The sequence below is a fragment of the Actinomycetota bacterium genome, assembly GCA_035759705.1.
Classification (GTDB): domain Bacteria; phylum Actinomycetota; class CADDZG01; order JAHWKV01; family JAHWKV01; genus JAJCYE01.
This window is the reverse complement of the sequence record DASTUJ010000062.1, coordinates 1-23,760: the sequence shown is the minus strand read 5'-3', so window position 1 is coordinate 23,760 and position 23,760 is coordinate 1. Positions and strand designations below refer to the sequence as shown.

The 23,760-nt window shown below is 66.5% G+C and carries 25 protein-coding genes; all 25 read right to left on the bottom strand.

Annotation, left to right across the window (positions count from 1 at the left end):
* Positions 1–121: 121 nt before the first annotated feature.
* Positions 122–1,123, bottom strand: coding sequence for a DivIVA domain-containing protein (locus tag VFV09_04115; GenBank protein HEU4866896.1), 1,002 nt, complete (start codon positions 1,121–1,123; stop codon positions 122–124).
* A 16-nt stretch (positions 1,124–1,139) separates the two neighbouring features.
* The gene (locus VFV09_04110; protein ID HEU4866895.1) at positions 1,140–1,433 is read right to left on the bottom strand and encodes a YggT family protein; all 294 of its coding nucleotides are present in this window, start codon (positions 1,431–1,433) and stop codon (positions 1,140–1,142) included.
* An 18-nt stretch (positions 1,434–1,451) separates the two neighbouring features.
* Positions 1,452–1,967 carry a cell division protein SepF gene (locus VFV09_04105; protein ID HEU4866894.1) on the bottom strand — a complete coding sequence of 172 codons (516 nt, stop codon included), beginning with the start codon at positions 1,965–1,967 and terminating at the stop codon, positions 1,452–1,454.
* A gap of 5 nt (positions 1,968–1,972) precedes the next feature.
* Positions 1,973–2,707 (bottom strand): YggS family pyridoxal phosphate-dependent enzyme, encoded by a 735-nt coding sequence (locus tag VFV09_04100; protein ID HEU4866893.1) that lies wholly within the window; start codon positions 2,705–2,707, stop codon positions 1,973–1,975.
* Positions 2,704–3,411, bottom strand: coding sequence for a peptidoglycan editing factor PgeF (pgeF, locus tag VFV09_04095; GenBank protein HEU4866892.1), 708 nt, complete (start codon positions 3,409–3,411; stop codon positions 2,704–2,706). Before pgeF ends, VFV09_04100 begins: the two co-directional genes overlap by 4 nt.
* Before the next feature lie 59 nt (positions 3,412–3,470).
* Positions 3,471–4,712, bottom strand: a complete 1,242-nt coding sequence (ftsZ, locus tag VFV09_04090) for a cell division protein FtsZ (protein ID HEU4866891.1) — start codon at positions 4,710–4,712, stop codon at positions 3,471–3,473.
* A 211-nt stretch (positions 4,713–4,923) separates the two neighbouring features.
* A complete protein-coding gene (locus VFV09_04085) occupies positions 4,924–5,337 on the bottom strand; it encodes a hypothetical protein (protein HEU4866890.1) in 414 nt (137 codons plus the stop codon).
* A gap of 250 nt (positions 5,338–5,587) precedes the next feature.
* Positions 5,588–6,292, bottom strand: a complete 705-nt coding sequence (locus VFV09_04080) for an FtsQ-type POTRA domain-containing protein (protein HEU4866889.1) — start codon at positions 6,290–6,292, stop codon at positions 5,588–5,590.
* Positions 6,289–7,248 carry a UDP-N-acetylmuramate dehydrogenase gene (murB, locus tag VFV09_04075; GenBank protein ID HEU4866888.1) on the bottom strand — a complete coding sequence of 320 codons (960 nt, stop codon included), beginning with the start codon at positions 7,246–7,248 and terminating at the stop codon, positions 6,289–6,291. The genes VFV09_04080 and murB overlap by 4 nt, the downstream gene beginning before the upstream one ends.
* A gap of 9 nt (positions 7,249–7,257) precedes the next feature.
* Positions 7,258–8,634, bottom strand: coding sequence for a UDP-N-acetylmuramate--L-alanine ligase (gene murC, locus VFV09_04070; GenBank protein HEU4866887.1), 1,377 nt, complete (start codon positions 8,632–8,634; stop codon positions 7,258–7,260).
* Positions 8,635–9,735: an undecaprenyldiphospho-muramoylpentapeptide beta-N-acetylglucosaminyltransferase gene (murG, locus tag VFV09_04065; protein HEU4866886.1), complete on the bottom strand. Its 1,101-nt coding sequence runs from the start codon at positions 9,733–9,735 to the stop codon at positions 8,635–8,637.
* A 55-nt stretch (positions 9,736–9,790) separates the two neighbouring features.
* A complete protein-coding gene (gene ftsW / locus VFV09_04060) occupies positions 9,791–11,005 on the bottom strand; it encodes a putative lipid II flippase FtsW (GenBank protein HEU4866885.1) in 1,215 nt (404 codons plus the stop codon).
* On the bottom strand, positions 11,002–12,393 hold the full coding sequence (gene murD / locus VFV09_04055; protein HEU4866884.1) for a UDP-N-acetylmuramoyl-L-alanine--D-glutamate ligase: 1,392 nt from the start codon (positions 12,391–12,393) through the stop codon (positions 11,002–11,004). The genes ftsW and murD overlap by 4 nt, the downstream gene beginning before the upstream one ends.
* Complete coding sequence (mraY, locus tag VFV09_04050; protein ID HEU4866883.1) at positions 12,390–13,442, bottom strand: phospho-N-acetylmuramoyl-pentapeptide-transferase; 1,053 nt, start codon at positions 13,440–13,442, stop codon at positions 12,390–12,392. The genes murD and mraY overlap by 4 nt, the downstream gene beginning before the upstream one ends.
* Positions 13,439–14,821, bottom strand: coding sequence for a UDP-N-acetylmuramoyl-tripeptide--D-alanyl-D-alanine ligase (gene murF / locus VFV09_04045; protein HEU4866882.1), 1,383 nt, complete (start codon positions 14,819–14,821; stop codon positions 13,439–13,441). The genes mraY and murF overlap by 4 nt, the downstream gene beginning before the upstream one ends.
* Positions 14,818–16,269, bottom strand: a complete 1,452-nt coding sequence (locus VFV09_04040; GenBank protein HEU4866881.1) for a UDP-N-acetylmuramoyl-L-alanyl-D-glutamate--2,6-diaminopimelate ligase — start codon at positions 16,267–16,269, stop codon at positions 14,818–14,820. The genes murF and VFV09_04040 overlap by 4 nt, the downstream gene beginning before the upstream one ends.
* A 94-nt stretch (positions 16,270–16,363) precedes the next feature.
* Complete coding sequence (locus VFV09_04035; GenBank protein ID HEU4866880.1) at positions 16,364–18,097, bottom strand: penicillin-binding protein 2; 1,734 nt, start codon at positions 18,095–18,097, stop codon at positions 16,364–16,366.
* A gap of 13 nt (positions 18,098–18,110) precedes the next feature.
* On the bottom strand, positions 18,111–18,710 hold the full coding sequence (locus VFV09_04030; GenBank protein HEU4866879.1) for a hypothetical protein: 600 nt from the start codon (positions 18,708–18,710) through the stop codon (positions 18,111–18,113).
* Entirely contained in the window at positions 18,710–19,693 is a 984-nt protein-coding gene (gene rsmH / locus VFV09_04025) for a 16S rRNA (cytosine(1402)-N(4))-methyltransferase RsmH (protein HEU4866878.1), read from the bottom strand. The genes VFV09_04030 and rsmH overlap by 1 nt, the downstream gene beginning before the upstream one ends.
* Positions 19,694–19,697: 4 nt before the next feature.
* Positions 19,698–19,826: a hypothetical protein gene (locus VFV09_04020; protein ID HEU4866877.1), complete on the bottom strand. Its 129-nt coding sequence runs from the start codon at positions 19,824–19,826 to the stop codon at positions 19,698–19,700.
* Positions 19,827–19,872: 46 nt separating this feature from the next.
* Entirely contained in the window at positions 19,873–20,295 is a 423-nt protein-coding gene (mraZ, locus tag VFV09_04015; GenBank protein ID HEU4866876.1) for a division/cell wall cluster transcriptional repressor MraZ, read from the bottom strand.
* A 268-nt stretch (positions 20,296–20,563) separates the two neighbouring features.
* Positions 20,564–21,031: an HNH endonuclease gene (locus VFV09_04010; protein HEU4866875.1), complete on the bottom strand. Its 468-nt coding sequence runs from the start codon at positions 21,029–21,031 to the stop codon at positions 20,564–20,566.
* A 242-nt stretch (positions 21,032–21,273) separates the two neighbouring features.
* Positions 21,274–22,143, bottom strand: a complete 870-nt coding sequence (locus VFV09_04005; GenBank protein ID HEU4866874.1) for a bacterial transcriptional activator domain-containing protein — start codon at positions 22,141–22,143, stop codon at positions 21,274–21,276.
* Positions 22,144–22,567: 424 nt separating this feature from the next.
* Positions 22,568–23,065, bottom strand: coding sequence for a MerR family transcriptional regulator (locus VFV09_04000; GenBank protein HEU4866873.1), 498 nt, complete (start codon positions 23,063–23,065; stop codon positions 22,568–22,570).
* A gap of 213 nt (positions 23,066–23,278) precedes the next feature.
* On the bottom strand, positions 23,279–23,650 hold the full coding sequence (locus tag VFV09_03995) for a DUF3040 domain-containing protein (GenBank protein HEU4866872.1): 372 nt from the start codon (positions 23,648–23,650) through the stop codon (positions 23,279–23,281).
* Positions 23,651–23,760 lie beyond the last annotated feature (110 nt).

Sequence of the window (23,760 nt, the reverse complement as noted above, 5' to 3'; positions counted from 1 at the left end):
AGATCCTTCCGCCGTCGCTGGGAGTGCCTTTCCGGCAAGTCTAATCGGCTCAGAAAAACTCTGACCGGCTAGATTCTTTCAGGGTTGGGTGCATAACAACACTCCCCCGAATGAGCCGGAGTTAGTCCTCGCCCCAGAACAGCTCGTGAATGGACTTCGTCTCGGACGACGGAGCCTTTTTGGAGGCCTTGTCCCCCTCCTCGGAGGGCGCCGCTCCAACCGGAACTCCCGGCTCCACGGGCTCCGAAGGGGCCGGTTCTGATGACCAGCTGGGCGGCTCGTCCGTGATCGACGAGTCCAAAGAGCTTTCGGGATCCGACAACCAGTCGGGGGTGCTGGCCACGGTTTCGGGTTGCGGCTCGGGCGCACCCGGCGCCTCGTCTACCGGCGCCTCGGCGGCGGGAGCATCGGCGGGTGGCGTAGCCTCCAGAGCCGGGGCACTCGACGCCGCCGAACGCTGAAGCCCGTAGTCGCCGAACTTCTCGATCGTCTCGCTCAAAAGCTTCGAGCGGTCGAAGAACGGTGATGTCACCGGTCCCGGGGTCGTGGTCGAGATGAGCGGCTTGGTCTCCAGCAGCTCGAGCTGCGACCGGATGAACGCAGAAAGCCGGGCGCGGAACTCCCTCTCGAATGCCCGCATCCCCTCGATCCGGTCCCTCAGCTCCGCTTCCTCCTGCTGCGCCGTGGTGAGAAGGTCACGGGCACGCCGCTGGGCGTCCTGAAGCGTGGTCGAGCTGACCGAGTCCGCCTGCTCCTCGATACGCCGGGCCTTGATCTCGGCCTCGTCGACCAGCATCTGAGCCTTGGCCCGGGCGTTGGCGACCGCTTTGTCGGCGGTCTCCTGAGCGGTGACGAGCATGCGCTTGAGCATGTCCTCGGACTCCGAGCGGACGGCCGGAATGCCCTGGGCCGGCGCGGCAGCCGCTGCGGCGGCGGGGGCGGCCGCCGGGGCGTTGTTCAGCTGCTCCCGAAGCTCCTCCAGCCGGCGGTTGAACGTCTGGTTCTCTTTGAAGATCGTCTCGTACGCTTCGGCGACCTGGTCGATGAAAAGGTCGACCTCTTCGTGGTTGTAGCCCCGGAATGCGTCGTGAAACTGCTTCTCCTGGATTTCGCGCGGCGTCAATGTCATAGAGCCCTCCTTAGAAGCCGGCCAGGGAGTAGATGATCACCTGGGGCAAGATCAGTCTCACGATCACGTACAAGATGATGAACGACAGATCGAACGGAAAGCCCATGGGTTGTGGAACGTAGCGTCGTATGAACTGCAGCGGCGGTTCGGTCATCCCGTAGATCAGGTCCACTATCGGCGTGAGGAAAGGCGGCGGCTGCCATCCCGGGCTGAACAGCGGGATGAACGACAGAATGATCCGGCCGACCAGGATCCACCCGTAGATCTGCAGGGTGCGCAGAAGGATTACGGCAACAAGACTCAATGACGCTCACTCCCGGTTTCAAAATTCATTGAACAGGCCTCGCTTGAGGCGCTGCCTGTCCTCCGCCGAAACTTCGACATTCGCCGGTGTGATCAGGTACATGCGCGGCCCCAGCCTCTGCACGTCCCCGCCCAGGCCGTACGCCAAACCCGAGGCGAAGGCGGTAAGGCGCTTGAACGTGTCGTCCTCGACGCCCTGGAGGTTCATTATGACCGGCACCGAGGACTTCAACTTGTCGCCGATCTCCTTGGCGTCGTCGTAGGCAGCCGGGGAAACCTTGTGGATCTGGCCGAGGGCACGAGGCGCCGAAGGCTGTGCCTGGGCGGTTTGCTGGAACGCCTGGGCCTGGCGAACCGAACCCTGCTCCTGCACCGCAGCCCGCGGCCGATGGACCGAGCTCAGCTCTTCGCGGCTGATCTTGCGGATGGTGGATGGAGCCCGTTGCGGGGTCTCGTCGACGAGGTCCAGCTGGCCGTCCATCTCATCTTCCTCGACCAGTCCCAGATACAGGAGTGTCTTCTTCCAGACGCTCATGGAACTCACCTTTCTGACTCCCCCAGTTGTTCGGCCCTCAAAGTCTGCGGAGGGGTGCGCGGACCAAAGATCGCTTCACCGACACGCACCATCGTGGCGCCTTCTTCTACAGCTACTCGATAATCTTGGCTCATACCCATCGAAAGATGGCGGATCATGGGCGAATATCCCTCTACCAACTCGTCCCTCAGGCGCGCCAGCTCGGCAAAGTAGGGCCGGGCCAGCTCGGGATCGCCGGCTTTTCGGGCCATGGTCATCAACCCGACGACCTGGAGGTTGGGCATTCCCAGGGCCGCTTCGGTCAACCGGCCCAGCTCATCCGGCTCCACTCCGCCCTTTTGGGGTTCGCCTGTGACGTTGACTTCGAGCAGGACCCGGACCGGCGCCCCGGCTCGGGCGTTGATTTCCGCGGCAAGCTCCAGCCGGTCGACCGAGTGGATCACCGCCCCGGTGGCCAGGACCTGCCGGACCTTGTTGCGCTGCAGCCTGCCGACGAAGTGCCAGCTCGGCCGTCCGCCCAGCTGCGCGAACTTCGCCGCCAGCTCCTGGACCCGGTTCTCGCCGAAGTCCTGCTGTCCGGCGGCCAACGCCCGCTCGATCGAGCTTGCCGGGAAGGCTTTGGAGACGGCAATCAGCGTGACGTCCGACGGGTCCCTCGCGACTGCGATGGCCGCATCGTCGATGCTCCGCCGGACGCGGTCGAGGGACGTGGCAATCGGGTCGGTCAAAGTCAGGGTCACCGCCAGACCACCACGGCGTGCCGGCCGGTCTCGCCGTCCCGCCGGAACGAGTAGAACCGGGAGTCGCAGAAGGTGCAGGGCGGGTCGTCGTCGTCCACCTGGGCGCCCGCCTTCCTGAGCACCCACCTGGCTGCGGCCCGCAGGTCGAACCGGAACCGGTCGCCGTCGGGGGTCCAGAACTCGGGAGCCTCGGGGTTGGCCGACCGGAAGGTTTCGACCACCTCCGCGCCCACCTGGTAGTGGCAGGGTCCGATGCTCGGGCCGATCCAGGCGGTGGGCCGGCCGCCTTCGAAAGCCGTGACGGCCGTCTCGATCACCCCGGCGCAGAGCCCGCGCCAGCCGGCATGAACTACGCCGCGCTCCTCCCCGCCCACCAGCGCGATCGGAAGACAGTCCGCTGCGACTACGGCTGCCGGCACACCGGTTGGCCGCATGAGCAGTGCATCAGCCTCGTATGTCAACGTTGCGAACCTGACTCCCGTATTCACCTTGACCACGGAATTGCCGTGGACCTGCTTCAGTAGTGCCCAATCCTCCGAAACGCCGAGAGCCCGGGCGACCCGTTCCCGGTTCGCCCGGACTTTCGCCGGATCATCCGATGTTGCCGTACCGAGGTTGAGTCCGGAGTAGGGACCACCGCTTGAACCTCCTAACCGTGTGGTGAACGCAACGCCCGCCGTTCGAGGGGGGACAAGAAACAGCAAGCCATCGCGTTCCGCAGGTTCAAGCAGTGGTCTACCTACTCCTCGCTCAGTTCTTTCCCCTACCTCCGCCGAAGGAAGCTCGGAATGTCCAGGTCGTCGTCGTCGTCATCCGCATCGGCGTCGAAGACGTGGGTGACCTGCGGCTCCCGGGGAGCGTTGTAGGCAGGCTCCCTGGTGCGGCGGGGCATGGGCTCCCGGATGTCGGTGATGACCGGCTCGCGGTCGAGCTCGTACTCCACGTCCAGGTCGTCCTCGGCCATGTAGCTGCCGATGGGCTGGGGCTGCGGAATCCCTACCGACGGCAGGCTGCCGCCGTACGGGCTGCCCGGAGCCGAGACGGAGGGCGCCCTTCCGGCGCCACCGGCGCCGGCGAACTCCGACCGCTCGAATCCGGATGCGATGACGGTAAGCCGCAGCTCGTCGCCGAGCTGGTCGTCGATAACCGCACCGAAGATGATGTTGGCGTCCGGGTGGGCCGACTTGGCGATGATGTTCGCGGCCTGGTTGACCTCGAACAGTCCGAGGTCGCTGCCACCGGAGATGCTGATCAGCACGCCGCGGGCCCCGTCGATAGAAGCTTCGAGCAACGGAGACGACACCGCGTTCTGGGCGGCCATGACGGCCCGGTCCTCGCCGCGTGCGTTCCCGATGCCCATAAGCGACGAGCCGGCGTTCAACATGATCGCCTTCACGTCTGCGAAGTCCAGGTTGATCAACCCGGGGATGGTGATCAGGTTGGTGATGCCCTGGACGCCCTGCAGCAGGACCTCGTCAGCCATGCGGAAGGCCTCGAGCACCGAGGTGGTCTCGTCGCAGACCTGAAGCAGGCGGTCGTTCGGAATGATGATGAGGCTGTCCAGCCTCTCCTTCAGCTTCATGATTCCCTGCTCGGCGTTGACGCTGCGCCGGCGGCCTTCGAATGCGAACGGCCGGGTCACAACACCGATTGTCAGAGCACCGAGGCTCTTGGCGATCTCCGCCACTACGGGTGCGCCACCGGTTCCGGTGCCGCCGCCCTTTCCTGCGGTTACGAAGACCATGTCGGCGCCCTTCAGCACCTCTTCGATCTCGTCACGGTGAGCTTCTGCGGCCTGACGGCCGAGCTCGGGGTCTGCGCCGGCGCCCAGGCCTCGGGTGAGGTCCCGGCCGATGTCCAGCTTCACGTCGGCGTCCGACATCAGCAACGCCTGAGCGTCGGTGTTGACGGCGATGAACTCAACGCCCTTGAGACCCGCATCGATCATGCGGTTAACGGCGTTGACTCCGCCGCCTCCAATACCGACGACTTTGATAACTGCCAAATAGTTCTGCGGCGATGCTGCCACTATTTCACCTCCGGGTGAGGGGGAAGTTTGACTCTCGACCAAAGGTTCACTGAGAGTTACCCTAAACCACTAGTTGAATCGAATGAACAGCAATATATGCGCGGGCGCACACGTGGTCAACAATCGTTCGCGAAGAACACGCGTGTAGTTTGCATATTGGGATTCGAACGTGCGCTCGCCGCCGGGCTCATGCGCCGAGCCGCTCCTCCACCCAGCGCTCGGCCGTCTCGGTCAGCAGCAGCTTCTCGTGCTCCTCGCCGTCCATGAGCAGGCCCTGGCGCTTGGCGGTTGCGATCGGGACCCCGGGGTTCGAGTGCTGGTACCGAACAGCTTTGAAAGCCTCGGCCAGGTCCCGCCGGCGAAAGCCCCCGTTGAGCCGTGAGTACCGCTCCAGGTAGTACCCGATTGCCAGCACGTGCTCCAGCCCGCCCGAGGGCCCCACCGCCCGGACGTGCTCGGCGAGGGAGGGTGCCTTGGCGGGGGCGGAGGCTGCCGCGGCCACTGCTCCGGAAGCCACGTTTTGGGTAGGCGGGGAGGCCGGCAGCCATCTCATCAGCTCCTCGACCTTGGCCTCGACCCACGCCTGGTCGGGAGCGCTCACCTGGAGCTCCGAATCCCCTCTCTTGAGGCAGATTTGATACTGGCCCTCCTCCGGCTTGTTTACCAAACTTCGATTCCGTTCCCCTGAATGACGCCAATGGTTACGTCCCGCCGGCGTTTGGGGCCGGCTTGGTAACCGCACATTCGTACGTGGAGGAAGATAGAAGTTATAAAGCGTAAGCGCAAGGCTTACGAGCTGTAATAGCGGGGTTCGACAAGTGAGGCGCCCTCAAGTGGCGCTTGAGGCTGCTCTAGCGGGGGCGCGTAACCGGGCGGGCGGGGACCCGCACATCTATGACTGCGACCTTCGGCGACGCACTTTTTGTACGCTCCAGGAGGGTTTCGACTGCGAAATTCTTCTCGTCGACCTTCTCCGCTGCGCCGTAGAAGATCAACGGTCCGGTGCCGGTCTCGATTTGAATCTGGTCGATGGACGGCGCCCGGATCGAGGTCACCCGGGAACGGATATCCGCCGGGAGGGAACGCAGTATCCGGGAGGCGTGCACGAACTCCGAGGTGGAGATCCGGGTGCCCGGACGGATCGGCCGCAGGGGCATCTCGACCACGTTGACCAGCTCCTCGCTCCCCTCCTGCAGCACCAGTCCCCGGCCGTCGGCCAGGAAGGGGCCCTGCCCGGTCTGGATGACGAAGGACGGCTCGCGCTCGTCGATCGAGATCCGGAGCGTCGAAGGGAGGATCCGCTCGACGCTGGCTTCGGCCACCCACGGCAGCTTCTCCAGCTCCCTCGAGACTTTCTGCGTGGAGATGCCCAACAACTGGTCGCCGACCTCGGCGCCGGTGGCTGCGATCACGGTTTCGGTGCTGATGCGGGCCTCGGTGTTGCCCTCTACTTCGAACTTGTCGAGCTGTAGCGAGCGCGATCTCGAAACCGCCTGGACTCCCTGGTAGATCACCGCACCGACCACCAGGAGCGCCAGTATCTTCAGCAGCTTCATTGGGTTTTGAGCTCGTCCGCGTTGTCGAAGAAGCCGATGATCCGGACCTCGGGCAGCAGCCTGACACCGTGCTCCTTCTCGACGGCGGCCTGCACGAAGACCATCAGGTCGAAGACGTCCTGGGCCTTGGCGCCGGGCCGGGCGAAAAAGAAGTTGGCGTGCTTGGGCGACACCTCGGCGCCGCCGATCCGGTGGCCCTTGAGCCCGGTAGCTTCGATCAAGCCGCCGGCCGAGTGTCCCTGGGGGTTCCGGAAAGTCGACCCCGCGTTGGGGGCATCCGCCGGCTGCGTCTCGGTACGGTGGATTCGGTACTTCTCCATCCTTGCCGCGATCTCCGCCGGGTCCCCGGGAACCAGCCTGAACCGGGCCGAGCAGACCAGGCTGCCCGGGCCCACTGCGGTCTTGCGGTAGGTCATGTTCAGGTCCTCGGCCGTGATCTCCTCGGTGCGGCCCTCGGCCAGGTGGCAGACCCGGGCGGACTCCAGGACGTCCGACAGGCTGGCGCCGTGGGCGCCGGCATTCATCGCCACTCCCCCGCCGACGGTCGCCGGGATGGCCACCGAGAACTCCATGCCGGCCAGCGAGCGACGCCTGGCCCAGTTGGCCACCTGAGGGAGGTTGGCGCCCCCTCCGGCCTCAACTCCGTCTTCGCCTGCCGACCGGATCCACTCGAACCCCTTGCCCATGCGGATGACCACGCCCGGGAAGCCGTCGTCGCCGATCAGGACGTTGGACCCCCGCCCCAGGATCAGCACGTCCAGGCCCAGCCTGGCGACCACGGAGCCGGTCACCTCGAGGTCCTTCTCGTCCCGGGGCTCCACCAGCACCCCGGCCGGTCCCCCCACCCGGAACGAGGTGAACGGCGCCAGAGGCTCCTTGAACGCCACCCGGCCGGAGGCGGCGGCGCCTATCTCCGCTGCGGCCTGACCGAGCGTTTCGTCCAGGTTTTCGGGCACCCGGCGCACCTACCGGTCGGCCGGCGCATCGCCGATGAGACGGTCGTGCAGGGTCGTGATGTCGCCGGCCCCCAGGGTGAGGATCAGGTCGTCCGGCCGGACGATGCTGCGCACGTACCGCGCGGCGTCGTCCAGGCGGGGGGCGTAGATCACCTTGCGTCCGGGTGAGGACTCGCAGATGGCGTCGACGATGAGCTTTCCGGTGACCCCGGGGACCGGCTCCTCCCGGGCGCCGTAGACATCGGTGACCACCACGACGTCGGCCGCCCCCAGGGAGGCCCCGAACTCCCTCCAGAGGGCCTGGGTCCGGCTGTACAGGTGCGGTTGAAACACTGCGATCACACGCTTCCAGGGGCCCCACCGGGCGGCGGCAAGCGTCGCCTCGATCTCGGCCGGGTGGTGGGCGTAGTCGTCCACCAGGTGGGCCGCCTCGAACATCCCCCGGTACTCGAACCTGCGGCTTACCCCGCCGAACGCAGCCAGGCCCGCCGCCACCGTAGCCGCGTCCAGGCCGAGGCTGAGGCAGGCGGCTGCTGCGCCGAGGGCGTTCTGGACGTTGTGCCGGCCGGAAACCTGGAGGTGCACCGGGCCGCTGTCGACCCCGTCGACGAACAGCCGGAAGTCGGAGCCTCCGGCCCCCGACTCGAGGCCGGCGGCCCGTACGGTCGCCTCCTCGGCAAACCCGTAGGTCATGGTCGCCAGCGCACCGGCAACCTGCACCGCGCGGGGGTTGTCGGCGCAGACGACCACCGCCTCCGTGGACTTCGACATGAAGGTCGCAAACGCCTCCTGGAGCGTCTCCCAGCTGTCGTAGTGGTCCACGTGGTCCCGGTCGATGTTGGTCACCACGGAGATCGCAGGCTCGAGCCAGAGAAACGAACGGTACGCCTCGTCTGCCTCGACCACCGCGACGTCGCCCTCCCCCAGGCGGCCGCCGGAACCGCGTCCGGCCAGGTCGGAGCCCAGCAGGTAGGTGGGGTTCATCCCAGCGTGGGCCAGCACGGTGGCCACCATGCCCGACGTGGTCGTCTTCCCGTGGGTTCCGCTGACCGCAATCGTCCGGAGGCTCCCTACGATCTGCGCCAGGGCCTGGCCTCTCCACAGGATGGGGATGCCGTTCGACCTCGCAAACTCGACCTCGACGTTGCCCGGAGCAACTGCGTTGGTGACGATCAGCACGTCGGCGCCCTCCGCCTGGCGGGCCCGGTGGCCGACGTCGGCCCGGACGCCCAGAGCACGCAGGCCTTCCAGGACGGCGGACTCACGAGCGTCCGACCCGGTGACCGTGATGCCCGCCTGGGTCAGGACCCGGGCGATGGCGCTCATGCCGGCGCCGCCCATGCCGACCATGTGGACCCGGCGCCAGGATGGGTCTAGCTTCAACATCTACTTCACCGAACCTTCAACCAGCTCGGCGAACCTCTCGGCGGCGTCCGGGCGGGCCAGCGTACGCACCGCCTGGGCCAACGAGGCGAGCTCGGCGGGGTCCCGGATAAGACCCTCAACCATCTCAACCACTACTTGAGGGTTCAGGTCGGCGTTCAAGATCATGCGAGCTCCTCCAACCTCTACTACCGCTTCAGCGTTCTTCCTCTGGTCGTCGTCCAGCGATATCGGCAGGGGGACCAGCAGGGCCGGGAGCCCCACCGCCGCCAGCTCCGCCACGGTCGACGCCCCGGACCGGCACAACGCCAGATCGCTGCAAGCGTAAGCCAGCTCCATCGAGTCCGTATAGCCCACGACCCGGTAGACGAGTGAGTCCCCCGGCTGCCGTTGGTCCTCAACCGCCTTCTCCACCAACCCGGCGTTCCGCGGCCCGGCCAGGTGCAGGATCTGCAGGTCGGAGGAACGCAGCCCGTCGTAGGCCCCAGTCACCGCTTCGTTGATGCTGCGGGCCCCCTGGCTGCCGCCGAAGACCAACAGGGTGGGCCGGCCGTCCTCCAGGCCGAACTCCTCAAGCCCGCGAGGGCGCAACGCCGGCCGGTCGAATTTGTTCAGGGCCTCCCTGACCGGGTTGCCCACCAGGACCGCGCCCGGGCCGAAGAACCTCTCGGTGCCGGGGAAGCTGACCCCGACTGCGGTCGCAAACCGGCGCGCAACCCGGTTGGCCATGCCCGGCACGCTGTTCTGTTCGTGCAGGACCAGCGGGACGCCGGCCAGCCTGGCGGCAGCTGCGGCGGGGAGGCTGACGTAGCCCCCGGTGCCGACCACCACATCCGGCTTGAAGGTGCGGAGAATCTTCAGCGCCTTCAGGGTTGCGACGCCCAGCTTGGTAACCGCCTGAAGGTTCCGCACGGTCACTTTCCCGGGCCCCCGGCCGATCACGGAAACCGCCTTGAAGGGGTAGCCGCTGTTCGGGACGATCCGAGCTTCCGGTCCGGTGGGCGTTCCGATGAACAGGATCTCAGCGCCCCGGGAACGGAGGAGGTCCGCAACCGCAAGCCCGGGAGACAGGTGGCCGGTGGTGCCCCCTCCGGCAAGGATCACCCTCAACCCGGGGCGGGAAGCACCTTCAACCTCTTCTGAATGTGCGTCGATACCGTTAAGCCTTTACTGCAACTTTAGGGTTGATGGCAGGCGTTGACCGAGCCTTGCCGCTGCTCTTCTTCCCCCTCTTGGCGATGGAAAGGAGGATGCCGACCGAGGCCATGGTGAGCACCAGGGACGAGCTTCCGAACGAAATCAGGGGAAGCGGGACGCCGGTGATAGGAAGCAGGCCGGAGATCGCCCCCATGTTGATCAGCGCCTGCATCGCAATGACGCCGGTGATCCCTCCGGCCAGGAGCATCCCAAAACGATCCGGGGCCTGACGGGCGACCCGGATTCCGAGGTACATAAGGAAGACGAACAGGATCAGGACGATCAGCGTGCCGGCCAGGCCCAGCTCCTCGCCGATGATGGCAAAGATGAAGTCGGTGTGTGCGTTCGGCACGTACGACCACTTCTGCCGGCTGGCGCCGAGGCCTACACCGAAGAAGCCGCCGCTGCCCAGGGCTATCTGACCCTGGATGACCTGGTAGCCGGTGTTGAGGGGGTCCGCCCACGGGTTGAGGAACGAGAAGACCCGCTCCCTCCGGTAGGAGCGGGTGAAGGCAAGGATCACCACCGAGATCAGCCCGAAGGCCGACAACAACCCGACGTGGCGCATCTGGGCGCCGGCGAGGAAGAGGATCACCAGGACCGATCCCCCGAGGATGATCGTGGTGCCGAGGTCGGGCTGGGCTATCACCAGAAGGCAGACCAGGCCGGTCATCGGCAGGACCGGCACCGCCAGCTCCCGGGGGTCCCTGATCTTGACCCCCTTGGACTCCAGAACCGTCGCCACAAAAATGATGAGGGCAAGCTTTGCGATCTCGGACGGCTGGATGCTCAACGGCCCGACAATCAGCCACCGGCTCGAGCCGCCCCGGGTGGAGCCGATCCCGGGCAGGATCACGGCGGCGAGCATCACCAGGCAGGCCCCGAGAAGCGGCCGGGCCAGCGGCCGCAGGTGCCGGTAGTCGCTCCGGGCCATGACCGCCATTGCGACCAGGCCGATGACAACCCCGACCATCTGCCGCTTGAAGTACGAGAACGAGGTGCCGAACCGGCTGAACGCCTGAACCGAGGAGGCCGACAGGATCATCAGTAGGCCGATCGCAACCAGGGTCAGGCAGGTGAGCAGAAGGGGCAGGTGCGGTTTGTCGAGCAGGTGCCCGAGCCGGGACCTGGTAGCGCCATCCTCGGCGGCGGGCGGGTTGACGGTTGCAGCGGTCACAGGGAGCGCACCGCGTTCTGAAAGCGATTTCCCCGTTCGGCGTAGTCGGTGTACTGGTCGAGGCTCGAGCAGGCCGGAGAAAGAAGGACCGTGTCCCCGGGCCGCGCCATGGCGGCTGCCAGCCGCACCGCCTCCTCCACGTCCTCCGCCGGGGCGGAGGGAACCGATGCGAAAACCTGCAGCAGCTCCTCGGCCGCCTCCCCCATCACAACCAGGCCGGCCACCTGGCCGGCGACCTCGGAAAGCGGCGACAGGTCCAGGCCCTTGGCCCGGCCTCCCGCTATCAACACGACGTTGCTCAAACCCCTGAGGGCCCTGAGGGTGGCGTGCGGGTTGGTGGCTTTGGAATCGTCGACATATCTCACCCCGTCCACAGTGGCGACCAGCTCGGTGCGGTGCGGCAGGTTGCCGAACCGGCTGGCAACCGAGGCAATGGCCTCGGGCGCTACTCCGAACTTCAAAGCGGCAAGTGCTGCCGCCATCACATTCTCAAGGTTGTGGGGGCCGTCCATGCGGATATCCCGGGAGTTAGTCAGGACGGTGCGGGTATTTCCGTCGAACGTCGCCATCTCGCCACCGTCCATCCCGGCCACCAGAGCCGGCGGTCTCCCCAGGCCGGTCTTCAGCCTTGCCCACACCTCCTCCGGAGCGTCCAGACCGAACCCGGCTATCTCCGCCTTCGACCCGGCGGCAATGGCCATGCAGCCCGGGTCGTCGACCCGGATCACCAGACGTTCGTCCGCCTTCTGGTTCTCGGTGATCCTGCCCTTGGCGGCGAGGTAGTCCTCGTACCCGGAGTGCCAGTCGTAGTGGTCGTCGCCGACGTTGAGGACGATCGCCGCCGCGGGCTGGAACCTGTCGATGAACGCCAGCTGGAAGCTCGAGAGCTCGGCGACCAGAAAGGCGCCGGCCGCCGAGTCCCTGGCCGCCGTGACGAAGGGGACACCGATGTTGCCGACCGCCTCGGCGGGCTTGCCGGCCTCGCGGAGGATCTCGGCCAGCAGGGTCGTCGTGGTGGTCTTGCCGTTGGTCCCGGTGATCGCCAGCACCGGGCCCCTGGCCAGCCCGTACCCCAGCTCCACCTCGCTGATCACCTTGGTGCCCCGGGCCAGCGCCGCGGCCAGGACCGGGTTGGACGGGGGGACCCCGGGGCTGGGGACGATCAGGTCGGCCCAGCCGAGAAGCTCCTCGACGACTGCCTCGTCCGGCTCACCGAAGCCGACCCTGGCGCCCCGTTCGCTCAGCCGGGCCGCCAGCTCCTCCCGGGCCGGAGTCGGGAAGGACTCGTGGGCGCGGACCTCGGCGCCCGAGGAGAGGAGCACGTCGGCTACAGCGGCGCCGGTCATCTTGCCCAGGCCGAGGATCAGGACCCGTTGTGGTGGGCTCAACCCGCTCCGCCGGCGTTGATGAACTCGCCGTAGAACAACCCCAGCCCGAAGGCGATCGAAAGCGCGGCCAGAACCCAGAAGCGGACGATCACGGTGAACTCGGGCCAGCCGAGTAGCTCGAAGTGGTGGTGGATCGGGGCCATGAGAAAGATGCGGCGCTTGAAGACCCGGAAGGCGATCACCTGCAGGACCACCGACGAGACCTCGACCACGTACAGGCCGCCCAGGACGATCAGAAGCAGCTGGGTGTTGGTCAGGATGGCCAGCGCGGCCATTCCCCCTCCCAGCGCCAGCGACCCGGTGTCGCCCATGAAGATCTTCGCCGGGGCGGCGTTCCACCACAAAAAGCCCGCCAGGGACCCGACCATGCTGGCGGCGACCAGGGCCAGATCGAGGGAGTCGGACGCGAGGTAGCATCCGGCCTGGCCGTCGAGGCCGAGGCAGGGGTGCCTGAACTGCCAGAAGGTGATGATCACGTAGGCGCCCATCACCATGGCGCCCGACCCACAGCAGAGGCCGTCGAGGCCGTCGGCCAGGTTGGTCCCGTTGGTGGTCGCCGCGATGATCAGAAAGACCCAGAGGGCGAACAGCACCCCCACCAGCGCAAACCCCAGTGGGCGGACGAACGACACCTCCTCGATGGCCTGGGTGAAGCGGGCGGCAAATACGAAGCCGACCGCGACCGCCGCCTGGCCCAGCAGCTTGGCCGTCTTGTTGAGGCCGAGCGACCGCCGGCGGTTGATCTTCAGGTAGTCGTCGATGAAGCCCAGGATGCCCATGGCCACCAGGGTCCCCATCGCAAGCAGGCCGCTGGGGGTGAAGTCCGTCGGCCGCCCGACGAAGTGGGAGACGGCATAGGCCGCCAGCGACCCGGCGATGATCACGATGCCCCCCATCGTCGGGGTGCCCTTCTTCACGATGTGCGCTTTAGGCCCGTCCTCCCGGACGAACTGGCCGATGCTCTTGCGCCTGAGGATCCGGATGGCAACCGGCGTGAAGATCAACACCAATAAAAAGGAGAGGGCGGCGGCGGCAAGGATCTGTCTCAAGCGCTCGCCATCCCCTGCGCGACCATGTCGGAGACCTGCTCCAAAGCCGCAACCCGGGAGCCCTTGACCAGCAGGACGTCCCCCGCTCCCAGGGGACCCACCGCAGCGGCGGCCGCCACCGCGTCCGGCACCTGGAGGACGTCGGTCATACCGGCCTGAATCGCACCGGCGGCGATAGGTTCCGCCCCCCGGCCCACCACTATCAGGCGGGCCGCCAGCGAAGCGGCCAGAGCCCCGATCCGGTGGTGCTCGGTCTCCGCGATGTTTCCGAGCTCCGCCATGTGGCCCAGGATAACCACCAGGCGACCTTCGTCCCGGGTCATTCCTGCACAGGTCTGCAGCGCCGAGGCCACCGAGGTGGGGCTGGCGTTGTAGGCGTCGTTGACGATCACCGCATCCCCGACCTCCCGGACCTGCATCCGCCAGGGGGAGATCTCGGCTGCCTCCAGCCCGGCGCGGCAGTCCTCCAGCGTCAGGCCGAGCGCCAGGGCGGCCGTCGAGGCGGCCAGCGCGTTCATCACCTGGTGGATCCCGCTGACCTTCATCTCGACCCAGACCCCCCGCAGGGACCCCTGGACCAGCCGGAAGGTCGGACGGCCCAGGCGGTCGAAACGAACTTCCTGGGCCTGCAGCCACGCTTTCTGCGCGATGCCGTAGGTAAGGACGTCGACCAGCTCGCCCCTTCGCCGGGTCATGCCGGCCACCAGCGGGTCGTCGGCGTTGAGAACGGCCGCGCCGCCCTCCGGGATCGCCTCGACCAGCTCGCCCTTCGCCTGGGCGATGGCAGCCCGGGACCCGAACAGCTCGTAGTGGGTGACCCCGACGTTGGTGACGACGCCGATGTGGGGGCGGGCAAGCTTGCACAGCTGCTTGATCTGGCCTACGCCCCGGGCCCCCATCTCCACCACGACCACCCGGGTGTCGGCCCTGGTCTTCACCAGGGTCAGTGGCACCCCCAGCTCGTTGTTGAACGACTTCTCGGAGGCGATCACCGGCATCTGGCCCCGGACGATCGACGCCAGGAGGTCCTTGACCGAGGTCTTGCCGGTGGAGCCGGTGACCCCGACGACGATCGGGTTCAGGACATCCCGGACCCAGCCGGCCAGCGACACCAGCCCTGCCATCGGGTCCGATAGGAGAATGGTCCGGGCAGGGTCGGTGCCCACCGTCCGGCCGACCACCACGGCGGAGGCCCCCTTTCGAAGCGCCTCGGCGGCGAAGTCGTGCCCGTCCAGGTAGTCGCCCTTGAGCGCAAAGAATGCGTCGCCCGGCCTTATCAGGCGGGAGTCGACCACGGCGCCGGTCATCCGGACGGCCCGGTCCAGACCGTCGAACGGGCCGCCCATCACCCGGGCCGCCTCAACCAAAGAAATTCTCACTGCTGCATCCCCTTCAAGATCCGGGCGGCCACCAGCCGGTCGTCGAACGGCAGGACCGTTCCGCCCACAGTCTGGCCGGTCTCGTGGCCCTTGCCGGCGATAACCACCACGTCGCCCTCGGCCGCGTCGGCCAGCGCCTCGGCAATCGCCTGCTCCCTGTCGACTACGACCCGGTACTCTCCACCCGTCATCCCCTGCTCTATCTCCTTCAGGATCTCCACCGGGTCCTCGCTGCGCGGGTTGTCCGAGGTGGCGTACGCTACGTCGGCCAGCCGCACCGCTGCCTCCCCCATCTCCGGGCGCTTGCTCCTGTCCCGGTCGCCGCCGCACCCGAAAACTGCGAGCACCCGCCCATCGGTCAGCCCTCGGGCGGCCCGCAGCACGTTGGCTAGAGCGTCGGGGGTGTGAGCGTAGTCGACCACCACCAGAAAGCCCTGCCCCTCATCCACCGGCTCGAAACGGCCGGGGACGGACGCAAGCCCGGCGATGCCGGCGGCGATAGCCTCGGGAGCGATCCCCATCTTCACCGCTGCCGAGGCGGCGGCAAGTGCGTTGGATACGTTGAACAACCCGGGCAGGCGCACACTCAACGGCAGGTCGAGGCCGCAGCCCACCGCCCGGAACTTCGAACCGCGGCTGCCGGCAGCTACGTCTACGGCCACCACATCGGCTTCCTCCTGGATCCCGAAGCGCAGCGGCGTGTAGGACAGCTCGGCGGCCAGGCGGCGGCCGTAGGGGTCGTCGGCGTTGATCACGGCCGCCCTCGGGCCGGGCGAGGTGAACAGCTTCGACTTCGCCGCGTAGTAGCTCTCCATCGTCCCGTGGTGGTCGAGGTGATCGTGCGTGAGGTTCGTGAACACGGCGACGTCGAAGTTGATGCCCTCGGTCCGGCCGCTCTCGATCCCGATCGAGGTCACCTCCAGGGCGCACATGCGCACACCCGCGTCCGCCATCTGCCGCAGCAGGCGCTGGATGTCGACCGCCTCGGGGGTGGTTCTAGCCGCGGGAGTCGACCGCCCGGCGACCCGGGTCTCGACGGTACCGATCAGCCCGGCCGGGTCCCCGGCCGCCCGGAAGACCGACTCCAAAAGGTAGGTGATTGTCGTCTTGCCGTTGGTCCCGGTGACGCCGGCCACGGCTACGGTGCGGCTGGGGTCGCCGAAGAACGGGGCGGCCAGGGCACCCATGGCGGCCCGGCTGTTTGCGACGACCAGCTGGGGCACCCGGGCTCCGTCGAAAGCGACCTCGTGTTCGACAACCAGTGCTGCAGCCCCGGACTCCACCGCACGGACCGCGTGGTCGTGCCCGTCCTGCTTTTGGCCCCGGACGCAGAAAAACAGGGCGCCGGGAGCCACGGTCCGGGAGTCGTATGCCAGGTCGGTGATCTCGGTGCCGGCGTCGCCGGGAGCCGGGACGCCGAGCGCCCGGGCGACTGTTCCAAGGTTCATTCCGTAGAGCATCCCATTTGAAGGCGTTCCGCGAGAAGGGCGGCCGGCGGAGGCGGCATCCGCAGAGGGAGCCGCAGAGCAGAGGTCAGGGTCCCTACTCCGAGGGCGGAGCGGCGAGAGCGGGGCCCTGGAGCAGCCGTCCGGGGGCCCCCTCGGCACCCAGGCGGCGGAGCGAGAACTGCATGATCTCCTTGAAGGTGATCGCCGCGGTCTCGCCTGCCAGGAAGGGCTTCGGGTCGTCCAGCACCACCGACACCACCAGCTTGGGGTTGTCCGCCGGCGCAAAGCCGACAAACGACGCCATGTAGCCCGAGTACCCGGCGGCGCCGATCTTCGGCTTTTGTGCGGTACCGGTCTTGCCGGCCACCCGGTAGCCCGGAATCGCTGCCGCGCTGCCGGTGCCGGAGTCGCCGGCGGTCACCCCGACGAGCATGTCGGTGAGCGTCTCGGCCGTGGCGCGGTCGATGACCCTTTCGCCCTGCGGGTTCTCGGCATTGTGCTTGCGGCCCGACGCGTCCACGGTGGCGAGCACCAGGTTCGGCGTCACCTCCACGCCGTCGTTGGCGAGCGTGGCGTACGCCTTGGTCATCTGCAGCGGCGTGACCGCAACGCCCTGCCCGATCGCGATCGTTCCCAGCGACGTCTGCCACCACTTGTCCGGTTTCGGAAGGATCCCGGCCGACTCACCCGGGAACCCCAGGCCGGTCTTGCGGCCGTACCCGAAGCGGACGAGGTAGTCGTACAGGCTCTGCTTGCCGAGCCGCTCGGCCACCTTGATCGTACCCACGTTGGAAGACGACTGGATCACCTGCGAGAAGGTCAGGGTCTGCACCGGGTGCGGGTGGGAGTCCTTAAAGGTCTTGGCGCCGATCCGCAGCTCGTCGTCGACCCGCATGAGCTCGGTCGGCGTCGTGACGCTGGTCTCGAGGGCTGCCGCCGCCGTCACCATCTTGCTCACGGAGCCGGGCTCCATCACGTCGACCACCGCAGCGTTCTTTCGCGAGGCGGCGTTGCTCGACTTCAGGTCGTTCGGGTCGAAGGTCGGGTTGCTGGCCATGGCCAGGATGTTGCCGGTCTCCGGGCTCATCACGATGACCGTGCCGCCGTTGGCGTTCCACTGCTTCACCGCCCGGGCCAGCGCGGCTTCGGCCTCGTACTGGATCTGCTTGTCGATGGTCAGCACCAGGTCGTTGCCCTCGACCGCCTCCGTGACCGAAGACTCCCCCACCGGGATGATCCGGCCCGCCGGGTCGCGCTCGGTGACGGCTTTGCCCGGCCTGCCGGTCAGCACGTCCTCGTATGCGCTCTCCAGCCCGGCAAGCCCGGTGTTCTCGTCGCCGACGAACCCCACCACCTGGGCCGCCAGCGGTCCGGACGGGTAGTAGCGCTTCGGCTCGGGGATGAGGCCCACCCCCGGGATCTTCAGGTCCCCGACCTGCCGCGCGATATCGGGCTCCTGCCTGCGGGCGAGGTAGACGAAGCCGGAGTCCCCGGTCAGCTTGGCCTGGAGCTTGCCGGTGTCGATGCCGAGGATCGGTGCCAGTGCCTGCGCCGCCGCTACCGGGTCCTTCAGCTCGCGAGGGCTGGCGTAAACCGTCTGCGTGTCCATCGAGATGGCCAGCTCGGTGCCGTCGGAGGCCAGGATCGACCCCCGGTGAGCCGGCAGGGTCAGCGTGCGCAGGCGCTGCTCGGCGGCCATCGCGCTCATGCGGCTGGAGTCCATCACCTGGAGCCAGAACAGCCGGCCGGCGACCACGCCCGAGCCGGCCAGCATCACGCACATGAGCGTGAGCAGCCGAAGAGTGGAACGAACCCTCGCCTTAGCCATCGTGATAGCTCCCCTAGGGGGAGGGCTCCTCCTTGCGGTCAGCGTCCGAGGCGAGGTCGCGCCCGGCGCGGGAAGCGTCGGGTTCGGCGCGGCCGTCCGCTTGGACCGCCGTGTGCTGTGCGTCAGGGCGGCCGTTTGAGTCAGGTTCGGCGTGGCTGTCCGCTTGGGCCGCCATGTCAGGTTCGGAAGGGCGGCCGCCGGCCGTTAAAACAGGTCCGTCGATGTACTCCTGCGATGCCGGGGCAACCAGGCCCAGGGTTGTCCCCATCTCGACGATCTTCTCCGGCGACTCCGCCTTCGCCACCTCGTAGCGCAGCCGGCGCTGCTCGGTCTGCAGCTCGGCGGCCTGCCGCTGGAGGTCGGACAGGTGGAACGATGTCTGGGCGACGTGGATGTTCAGCAGGACCAGGCCGAAGACGACCCCGGCGACCACCAGCAGCCCGATCGAAACCCGTACCGGGTTGGACCGGAACATCGCACCGAGCTTCGAATGCCTCCGCGCCCCCTTGGCCACCCGGCCTCTGCGCACCCTGGGCAACACGGTGAGACCCGCCGGAGCGGGCTGTGACGGCACCACCGGGCTGGAGCCCGGCCTCTGAGGAACGGCGGACATCAGGCGGCCTCGCGCACCTTCTCGGCCACCCGCATGCGGGCGCTGTCGGACCTGGGGTTGCGGGCGGTCTCCTGTTCGTCCGGCCGCACCGGCCGGTTCGTCAGAACCTTCACCCGTGGCGACTTACCGCATACGCAGATGGGCATGTCCTTGGGACAGGTGCAGCCTTCGGCCGCGGTCCGGAACGTCTGCTTGGCTATCCGGTCCTCCAGCGAGTGATAGCTGATGACGGCCACCCGTCCCCCGGGGCGCAGCAGGTCCACCGCCGTCGTCAGTGAACGCTCGAGGGACTCGAGCTCGGCGTTCGTCTCGATGCGAAGCGCCTGAAAGGTTCGGCGGGCCGGGTGCGGGCCGGTCCGCCGGGTCGCGGCCGGTATGGCCGTTTTAACCACTTCCGCCAGGTCGGACGCCTCCTCGAACGGTTTCACGGCCCGGCGCAGCACTATCGCGCGGGCGATGCGGCGGGCAAACTTCTCCTCGCCGTACCGGAAGATGATGTCGACAAGACGATCTTCTGAATAATTATTCACGATGTCCTGAGCCTTGAGGTCTGCCTCCTGGTCCATGCGCATATCCAGAGGAAAGCCGCTCCGGAAGCCAAAACCTCGCTCGGCGCGATCCAGCTGGGGAGAAGAAACCCCAAGGTCGTAAAGAATCGCTCCCACCTGCTCATAACCCTCACCTCTCGCTGCCTGCTCGATGTCTGCAAAGTTGGTCTGCACCAGCCGCATCCGGCTTCCGAACGGTTCCAGCCGGCGTTGTGCCGCCTCCAGCGCGTCCCGGTCGCGGTCGATGCCGATGACCACCAAGTCCGGAAGGGCCCTGAGGAACGCCTCGGAGTGCCCGCCGGCGCCCAGGGTGCAGTCGACCAGCGGCCCCTCACCCGTCAGTGCCGGCGTGAGCCACTCGAGTGCCGGGCCGGAGAGCACGGGCACATGGCGAAAGCCGGCGCCCTTCTCCTCGGCAGGTCCCTCTACCGGCAAATGTTCATCCGGCGGCCCGGAACAGAACCAGGGCCAGGCCCAGGTAGCCGCTCAGCACACTGGCCGAGATACCCAGCAGCAGAAAGGTCTCCCTAACCTCCTTGAAAAGGCTCCCCCCTGATGTTCCGTCCATTACCGCTCCTTCCACTCTGTTGCACCCGGCCTGCTGCTTGCGCAGATCAGGTGAGCTCCTCGGCTATCTCTGCGTAACTGCCCTCAACGCTTTGTCTGTAACTCGTCCACGAGGCCTTGTCCCAGATCTCTGCGCGGTCCGATACGCCTATCAACATCACTTCCTTGCCCTCTAACCCCGCGAAACGCCGAAGCGCGGCTGGGATGGACATACGGCCGGTCTTGTCGACCGACTCCTCCGATGCGGAGGAGAAGAACATCCTCTTGTAGTCCCGGTTGGCCTTCTGGTCCGAGGAGAGTGCCTCGAGCTGTTCTGCCCGGCGGGAGAAAGCCTGTTTGGTCATCACGAACAAGCAGCGCTCCTGGCCCGCCGTCACCACGACCTCGCCCGCCAGCTCCTCCCGCCATTTCGCCGGAAGGAAAACCCTCCCCTTGGCGTCCAGCGTGTGGGCGAACTCTCCGAGCAGCATTCGTCGTCTCCAATTTCAAACTCCTGAATCCCCTGGAAGAGGCGGCCTTCCGCGTAGGATCTCCAGGCCGGTCGGGTGGACCTTCCCACCACTTTGCGCCACGTTACGCCACTTCGGAGAGCAGAGTCAACGATTTCGAGTGTTTATTGAGGGCGCGTCGCACCACTTGGATGTTTATTCAGAAACCATTCAGGGATTGCGGACCAGAGTCCACCGCTAGGGGTGGAGCAGACGGCCGGAACGGCTACTACAGGTAGTGCTTTGCCGGTCAGCCCGTAGACAGGAGCCTTGGGTCAACCGGCTCGCGGGGAGCGGATGACGTCATCAGATACGGCTCCCAGGCCGGGTGGATCTTCCCCGCTGCCGTGATGAGGAACAGGCTGTCCTTCGGCACGTGGGGAGGCCGCCGCAGCTTCATGTTCGTCTCGGTCAGGAGCATGTTCTCCTTCCGGGCGTTGCACGGCCGGCAGGACGCAACGACGTTGTCCCAGGTGTGGGTGCCGCCCTTGGAGCGGGGGTGGATATGGTCGACGTTCTCAGCCGCCGAACCGCAGTACTGACACTCGAACTCGTCCCGCACGAAAACCGCCCGGCGGCTGAGCGAGGCCCTGGCCCGGTAGGGAACCTTGACGAAGTAGACCAGGCGCACCACCGACGGGACCGGCATGGTCATCTTCTCTGAGGAGAACGTTCCTTCGTCGGCCGGCTGTTCGATGACGGCTTTGGACTTCAGCACTAGAACAACCGCCCTCCGTGCCGATACGACACAGAGCGGCTGGTAAGAGGCGTTTAGAACGAGCGCTCTCCCCAAGCCCCATCTCCTCCGTGGCTGTGTAGCTGCCAAGGCGTCCGGCAAGTCCCACGTCACACACCGCACCGCGGACGCTGGACGAAAGTATAAGACGCGTCGAGTCCGTCGGTTGTCCGATCCGTAATTAAACCGGAGAGGGCCGTAGAGGGGATTGGGAGGCGGTGTTTTTAACGCGCAGTGATCGGGGCGAGCGCTCCTTCGACGTCGGCGCATATCTGTTCGTACAGGGTCCTGGTCAGCCGGCCCGGGGCGACCCCCAGCTCCTCGGCGAGAGCGACCCGGCACTTGTCGAACTGGCGCAGCGCCCCGGTGCGGTCGCCGGCCAGGTAGTTGAGCCTCATCATCCGCCAGTGGGCCCTCTCGTGGGCGCGGTCGTGCCTCAAAAGGCGCTCGCCGTGGACCAGGCCCTCCTCGAAGCGGCCGGTGGCCTCGCAGTACCCGAGCATCTTCTCCAGCATCGACAGGTTGATCGCCTGCAGGCGCTCCCGTTCGAAGACGCACCAGTCCTCCTGCCAGCCCTCCAGCAGGTCGCCGCGATAGAGCTCGATCGCATTCGCCACCGTCGCAGCCTGCTCCTCGGACAGGCGTTCGCCGGCGGTCGACTGGACGCTGTTGAACGCGGCCTCCAGCTCCGCCACGTCGAGCCAGATGCCCTCCTGGTTGACCTGCACCCACTCCTTGCCCACCAGGAGCAGCGGGGTCTCGGCGCCCTCCGGAGTGATGGCCTGGGCCTTCTCCTGCAGCTGCCACAGACTCTGTCTCAGGTTCTTTCGGGACCGCGGGCGGGAGCTTGACCCCCAGAGCGTCCCGGCCAGGACCTCCCGCTGGTGGGGGCGCTGCCGGAACAGCAGCAGGTACGAGATGATCTCCTGCATCTTGTGGGCCTCCAGCTGGGCCCAGTCGGCGCGTTCCCGGCGGGCCTGGAACCGGCCGAGGAGCATGAACGAGTAGGGCCGGCCAACCGAGTGCCGGGGCCAGTCGCGCTCGTGCGACGAAAACAGGCCGGACGCAGCGGTTACCAAGACGCGTGCGTCCATATTCTGTAAGGGAATATACTAACCGGCGTGCCCACGGCTCCCGAACCAGAAAGCCAGTCCTTCGTCCTTAGGATGTGGCGCGAGGACCCCGCACAGGACGGCCCGCCTTTAGACTTTCGTGGCCACATGACGTGCCTCCTCGACGGTACCCGCGTTTACTTTTCGAGCTGGATCGAGATCCAGGCCTTCATAAACAGCTACCTTGAGTCCGGCACCGACGATGGGCGTGCGGTGTCGGAACTCCCTTGGACGGGGGAGGCGTCCTAGGTCCGAGTTTAGGGCCAGGACCAAAGCAAGACAACTTCAGTTGCGGCCGCCACGGCACCGAGCGCGCCCGAGCGCCCGCAAAAAAGCGGGGACGGATCCCTGGGCGACTCCCGATTATCGAGAGCCCCGAGGGATCTGTCCCCGCTTAAAAGGAACGCTACCTTGCCTGGCGGGCTCTCTCCTGCTGGAGATTCTCGCCGGCTAGCTTCAGGGTCTCGACGAACTCCTCGCGGTCTCGAAGGAACTCTGCGACGCCCTGGTCAAGGTTGCGAGTGATCTGGTCGATGGCGACGAAGAACGACATCTGACCCTGGCGCAGTGCGTCGAGGATCTCGCCGTCGTCCTTGGCGACCCGGAAGATGCTCTGCCCATCGGTGATCAACTTGACGCCCGACAGGTGCTCCTCCAACCCGGCCTTCTTGCGAAGGTATTCGTAGGCCCGGCGCACCCGCTGGAGAGACATCCCTCCGTCGAGCAGAGCCTTCACAACCTTGAGAGCTACCAGGTCACGAAACGAGTACAGACGCCGGACTCCGGGGCGGCCTCCCGTCGACTGAACGCTAGGACGAACCAACCCGATCTGATCCCAATAACGGAGTTGATGGCTGGTACACCCCGTAAATCGACATGCCTGAAGAACGCTGAAACCCTCCAACGGTGGCCCCTTCCGAAAAAATTAGAAACATCATCTGTTTTGAAATGGATTGGAAATCGACGGTCCTGTTGTTCTACCTAATCGCTGCAACCGTGCGCAATACGGCGGGAGGCGGTTTTTCGTCACAACTCGAAATACTTTCCCGCTCTGTATGACCCTGGTCACAAGTCTCAACCAGAGCTTGAGGGTTAAATTTTGGAGACGCCCCGGGGTCTATGAGCCGTCGCGGTTTCCGATGTCGCGAATGCGACCCCGGACTCGTGTCACGAAGTCGGACAACGGCGCCTGCTCTCGCAGGACCCGAAGCTGTTCCGACCCGATCTTGCGCAGGTTGTCGTAGGTGTAGACCGCTCCTGCGAGCATCAAAAGAAAGGCTGCGACACCGATAATCAGCTTTGTCTGGAAGAAAAAGACGACCAATACGGCGAAACCCGCGACAAAAGCGGCGATTCCCCGCCGAACGTTTCTGAGCAGGTGCACCTGAAGAGTGGTTGAGGAAACGCCTCGCGCGAACTCAGGGTCCTGCTCGTAGAGCTGGTCCTCGATTTCCTGGAGTATCTGTTGCTCTCGGTCTGACAGAGGCATTCTGGCGTTCCCTTTCAGGCTGAAAACCCTTGACGAGGCCTGCAACCCCTAGGGGTCGATTATAGGTCAATAGGGCTTACCCATCGTCCAGAAGAGCCCCGAAACCCAGA

Bases quoted from the DNA above. Each gene is read 5' to 3' on its own strand.
- mraZ (HEU4866876.1), bottom strand. From the start codon at position 20,295: ATGCTGCTCGGAGAGTTCGCCCACACGCTGGACGCCAAGGGGAGGGTT.
- VFV09_04005 (HEU4866874.1), bottom strand. From the start codon at position 22,143: ATGGACGCACGCGTCTTGGTAACCGCTGCGTCCGGCCTGTTTTCGTCG.
- VFV09_03995 (HEU4866872.1), bottom strand. From the start codon at position 23,650: ATGCCTCTGTCAGACCGAGAGCAACAGATACTCCAGGAAATCGAGGAC.
- murC (HEU4866887.1), bottom strand. From the start codon at position 8,634: ATGTTGAAGCTAGACCCATCCTGGCGCCGGGTCCACATGGTCGGCATG.
- VFV09_04080 (HEU4866889.1), bottom strand. From the start codon at position 6,292: ATGAAGCTGCTGAAGATACTGGCGCTCCTGGTGGTCGGTGCGGTGATC.
- VFV09_04035 (HEU4866880.1), bottom strand. From the start codon at position 18,097: ATGGCTAAGGCGAGGGTTCGTTCCACTCTTCGGCTGCTCACGCTCATG.
- VFV09_04040 (HEU4866881.1), bottom strand. From the start codon at position 16,269: ATGAACCTTGGAACAGTCGCCCGGGCGCTCGGCGTCCCGGCTCCCGGC.
- VFV09_04030 (HEU4866879.1), bottom strand. From the start codon at position 18,710: ATGTCCGCCGTTCCTCAGAGGCCGGGCTCCAGCCCGGTGGTGCCGTCA.
- VFV09_04105 (HEU4866894.1), bottom strand. From the start codon at position 1,967: ATGAGCGTCTGGAAGAAGACACTCCTGTATCTGGGACTGGTCGAGGAA.
- VFV09_04020 (HEU4866877.1), bottom strand. From the start codon at position 19,826: ATGGACGGAACATCAGGGGGGAGCCTTTTCAAGGAGGTTAGGGAGACC.